This is a genomic window from Neisseria sp. P0001.S005 (assembly GCF_051963715.1).
Genome location: NZ_JBQCTZ010000298.1, coordinates 1 through 3,046, shown reverse-complemented (window position 1 = coordinate 3,046; position 3,046 = coordinate 1). Strand labels below are relative to the sequence as shown.

The window sequence follows — 3,046 nt, the reverse complement described above, 5'->3', positions numbered from 1 at the left end:
TTGAAGGTTTCGATGGCTTCGTGTGTCGTGCCGCCTTTGGAAGTCACGTTTTGCTGTAATTGTGCGAATGCTTCGCCGGTTTGTTCAGCCAAAGCCACTGCGCCTTTAAATGTGGCGAGGCTCAGTTCGCGTGCGTCTTGTTCGTTGAAACCTTGTGCCAAAGCCGCATTTTGGAGCGCACCCAAAAGATAGAAAACATAGGCGGGGCCGCTGCCGCTGATGCCGGTAATATTGTGGAGTTGCTCTTCCTCGTTCAGCCAAACGGTTGTGCCGACAGAGCGCATAATGCCGTCTGCGGCTGCGCGGTCGGCTTCTGAAACGCTTGAATCGGCAAACATACCGGATACACCCAAGCCGATTTTGGCCGGCGTATTGGGCATGATACGCACGATACGGCGTGTGCCGCCCAGATACTGGCTGAGGGTATCGATAGACAATCCGGCCGCTACGGACAACACCAGCGCGCCATTCAAACGAATGTTTTGACAGGCTGCCTGCATGTCTTGCGGTTTGACGGCGAGGACAAGGACATCGTCCGCACTCAATTCGGGCAGGTTTTCAGAAGTGGCTACGCCCAATTCTTGAACCAGTTGCTCCCGTCTTTCGGCGCCGCGTTCGACAATGTGGACACGATAGCCGTCTTGTTTGACCAAACCGCCTGCAATGGCAGTCGCCATATTGCCACCGCCGAGAAAATAGATATTCATATATATGTCACTCCTTTGTGATATCGATCAGGCCGTCTGAAACTGCTGTCTGCCCTGTTCAGACGGCCTATTACTTTTATTGAGGATAATGCCGCTTGCCGAAAATCGCGCTGCCGATGCGGACATGGGTTGCGCCGCATTCTACCGCGATTGGCATATCTCCGGACATCCCCATAGACAAAACATCTGCTTCGACGCCTGCCGCATTCAACTCAGCCAACAGCCGTTGCATGGTGTGAAACTGGCTGCGTAACTCATCGTCGCTGCTGTCGGCCTTGGCCACACACATCAATCCGCGCGCTTTAATATTCGGCAACTTGGCTACTTCAAGGGCCAGCGCAACCGCTTCATCGGGCGCTACGCCGTGTTTTGCTTCTTCCGCGGCAATGTTCACTTCAATACACACCTGCAACGGCGGCATTTCAGATGGCCTTTGTTCGCTCAAGCGCCGCGCCGTTTTCAGACGGCCTATCGTATGCACCCAATGTGCGCGCTCTGCCACAAATTTGGTTTTATTAGACTGCACATCGCCGATAACGTGCCAAACAATATCCGGCAAATCGGCCAGCATTTCCGTTTTTTCAAACCATTCCTGAATATAGTTCTCACCAAAATCGCGCTGACCGGCCGCATACACTTCGCGGATATCGTCTGCCGGAAAGGTCTTGCTGACCGCTACCAGCCTCACCGCTTCCGCAGGCCGTCCGGCAGCCTCTGCCGCCTGTTCAACCGCCCGGCATACGTCCTGATAGTTTTGTTGCAATACCGACATGGTTTTCTCCTTTAACCCGTTCATCACTCGGCATTTTGAAAATTTTACTTGGTCGAACGGATTTATCTATTTAAAATAAAGCGATTTTATTATTCTAAACCAAAACAAGGCCACATTATGCAGATTACCGACTTACTCGCGTTCGGCGTGAAAAACAAAGCCTCCGACCTCCATTTGAGTTCGGGCATTTCCCCTATGATACGCGTACACGGCGACATCCGCCGCATCAACCTGCCCGAGATGAGCTCGGAAGAAGTCGGTACCATGATTACCTCGGTCATGAACGACCACCAGCGCAAGCTCTATCAACAGGATTTTGAAGTCGATTTCTCATTTGAGCTGCCTAATGTTGCCCGTTTCCGCGTCAACGCCTTTATGACCGAACGCGGCCCGGCTGCCGTATTCCGTACCATTCCGAGCACCGTCCTGACACTGGAAGAATTGCGTGCGCCGCGCATTTTCCAAAAAATTGCCGAAAACCCGCGTGGTTTGGTCTTGGTAACCGGCCCGACCGGTTCGGGTAAATCCACCACGCTGGCGGCAATGGTCAACTACATCAACGAAACCCAACCGGCTCACATTCTGACCATCGAAGACCCGATTGAGTTCGTCCACCAAAGCAAAAAGGCGCTCATCAACCAGCGCGAGCTGCATCAACACACCCACAGCTTTACCAACGCCCTGCGTTCCGCACTGCGCGAAGACCCAGACGTGATTTTGATCGGTGAGATGCGCGACCCTGAAACCATCTCCCTCGCCCTGACCGCCGCCGAAACCGGTCACTTGGTTTTCGGCACGCTGCACACGACCGGCGCCGCCAAAACCATCGACCGTATTGTCGACGTATTCCCTGCAGGCGAAAAAGAAATCGTGCGCTCCATGTTGTCCGAATCCTTGCGCGCCATCATTTCCCAAACCCTGCTGAAAACCCGCGACGGCAACGGCCGCGTCGCCGCACACGAAATCCTGATTTCCACACCGGCCGTGCGCAACCTCATCCGCGAGAACAAAATCGCCCAAATCAACGCCGCCCTCCAAACCGGTCAGGCCCACGGTATGCAAACCCTCGATCAAGCCCTGCAAACCCTTGTCCGCCAAGGCACCATCAGCCCCGAGCTGGCACGCAGCAAGGCGCAAAACATCGAAAACCTCTCTATTTTCTAAACCATACTCAGGCCGTCTGAACCCCATCATCCCGTTTTCAGACGGCCTTTCAGCCTGACCGAATACCCGTTTTAAAGAGAATCATCATGAGCGACCTCGCCCCTCTGCACGACCTGTTAAGCGAAATGGTGCAAGCCTACTCACAAAAAAACCAAGCACCGCACATCCCCACCCCGGCCGAAATCGGCACGCATCTTCATCCCCTGCTCGACCGCATGTGTGAAGAGGCTGAAAAACGCAACGCATCCGACATCTTCATCAGCGCAGGCTTTCCCCCTGCCATCAAAGTCGGCGGCACCCTCACGCCCATGCCCCACAAAGCGCTGACCGGCGCGGACACCGCCGCCATCGCCGAATCCACCATGAACCCCGACCAGCTCGAAGCCTTCAACCGCGACTGGGA

At 54.6% G+C, this 3,046-nt stretch carries 3 protein-coding genes and 1 pseudogene; 2 read left to right on the top strand and 2 right to left on the bottom strand.

The window, feature by feature from the left end:
* Both proC and ACTHSP_RS19140 read right to left on the bottom strand, forming a co-directional pair.
* The coding region (gene proC, locus ACTHSP_RS19145; protein ID WP_440346691.1) for a pyrroline-5-carboxylate reductase at positions 1-707 on the bottom strand (707 nt) is incomplete at its 3' end.
* A gap of 76 nt (positions 708-783) precedes the next feature.
* Positions 784-1,479, bottom strand: coding sequence for a YggS family pyridoxal phosphate-dependent enzyme (locus tag ACTHSP_RS19140; RefSeq protein ID WP_314513601.1), 696 nt, complete (start codon positions 1,477-1,479; stop codon positions 784-786).
* Between the two features lie 117 nt (positions 1,480-1,596).
* Here ACTHSP_RS19140 and ACTHSP_RS19135 point away from each other — a divergent pair, with 117 nt between their 5' ends.
* Both ACTHSP_RS19135 and ACTHSP_RS19130 read left to right on the top strand, forming a co-directional pair.
* The gene (locus ACTHSP_RS19135) at positions 1,597-2,643 is read left to right on the top strand and encodes a type IV pilus twitching motility protein PilT (protein ID WP_070606632.1); all 1,047 of its coding nucleotides are present in this window, start codon (positions 1,597-1,599) and stop codon (positions 2,641-2,643) included.
* 86 nt (positions 2,644-2,729) lie between these two features.
* Positions 2,730-3,046, top strand: a pseudogene (locus ACTHSP_RS19130) (type IV pili twitching motility protein PilT); the annotation flags it as partial.